This is a genomic window from Candidatus Magnetaquicoccus inordinatus, assembly GCF_004217665.1.
In the GTDB taxonomy this organism is placed as follows: domain Bacteria; phylum Pseudomonadota; class Magnetococcia; order Magnetococcales; family Magnetaquicoccaceae; genus Magnetaquicoccus; species Magnetaquicoccus inordinatus.
The window spans coordinates 1-1,349 of record NZ_RXIU01000460.1; the positions used below are offsets into that span (position 1 = coordinate 1).

1 protein-coding gene is annotated in these 1,349 nt (G+C 53.9%); it reads right to left on the bottom strand.

The features are described 5' to 3' along the window. Nucleotides 1-706: 706 nt before the first annotated feature. Nucleotides 707-1,090 carry a fluoride efflux transporter CrcB gene (gene crcB, locus EJP87_RS16540; protein WP_130472938.1) on the bottom strand — a complete coding sequence of 128 codons (384 nt, stop codon included), beginning with the start codon at nt 1,088-1,090 and terminating at the stop codon, nt 707-709. Nucleotides 1,091-1,349: the final 259 nt, after the last annotated feature.

A 1,349-nucleotide genomic window follows, 5' to 3' on the forward strand; every position in this document is an offset into this window, starting at 1 on the left:
AGCATTCGCGCACGCCGCACAGATTTGTGCCCCAAAGGGGCACTCTTTGGGAGGGCGGACGCCCGACATGCACAGTTTCGCTTGTGGCAACAGTGAGGAAATTGGCAAATGCGCTTGCCCTGTCAGTCGGGTGGAGCCATCTTAAGAAGTGGAATAAACTGCTGGAGCATGGGAGCTTTTGTGGGGAGAGCCTCAGGGTGGAGGTGCAGTAGGTAAAATTTGTTGCGGGTATAAGGGAGCGTGGGGGGAGATTTATATCTTTAGTTATAAAATGATTTGCTCTCCAGAGGTTTCCCTCTGGAGAGGGTGCAGGAAGTGAAGGGGTCGCTGCCGACTGCTGAGTCGGAGGGGTGGCGGGGTGTGGTTATTTGAACAATGGATTGCCATTGTGATGATAATCATGACGATTACGATACCAATAGGCAGCAATCACGATCACGCCGAAGGTGATGGTGGAGAGGATGATAAGCATGGAAGACTCCTTGTCATGGTCAGTTAAGAGGGTGGGACTTGCTATTCAGGATAGGGGAAATGCGGGATAATTTGAAGAGGAATGTTGTAAATAAAAATGAACAAATTGTTACCAATTACCGCCCCATGCTGGTGATCTATATGGCAATAGTTTAATAAAAGGGGGTGGCAAGGGGTTGTTTTAAGACAATTGCATGACAAAGAGGGCTGAACGCAGAGAGGGATACCGGTTGGCTCAGGGCAGAAACCATTTCATGGTCAGGATGCCGAGGAGGGTCATGAGCAGGGAGCCAAACAGATGGCTGGCCGCGGCAGTCAGGGCCCAGAGAAACTCCTGTTGCAAGAGTAGTCCAACCACCTCGGCAGAGAAGGTGGAGAAGGTGGTCAAGCCTCCCAGAAAGCCGGTGATGAGAAACAGACGGATTTCTGGTGGCAGGGCGGGATGTTGGGTAAAGAAGGGGAGTGCCAAGCCGATCAGATAGCCACCCAGCAGATTGGCGGCCAGGGTTCCCAAGGGGAGGGAGGGGAGGAGCGCGTTGAACAGCAGACTGAGCCACCAGCGCAAGCAGGCCCCCAAGGCAGCACCAAAACCGATAGAGAGTAGAGGAAGCGCTTCCATATTGTTCTCACACTGGGAATGAGCAGATTGATTGGTAACCGTGTGGATGCAGAGTACGCTGCTGATTGGCTGCTGACAAGCAAGAACCGGGCAAGCGTCAGAGCCAGCGCCTGTGCACATTTACGCACTGCTGCCACAAGCGTCAGAGCCAGCACCTGTGCACATTTACGCACTGTTGCCACAAGCGAAACGGTGCATGTCGGGCGTCCGCCCTCCCAAAGAGTGCCCCTGCGGGGCACAAATCGGTGCGGCGTGCGCG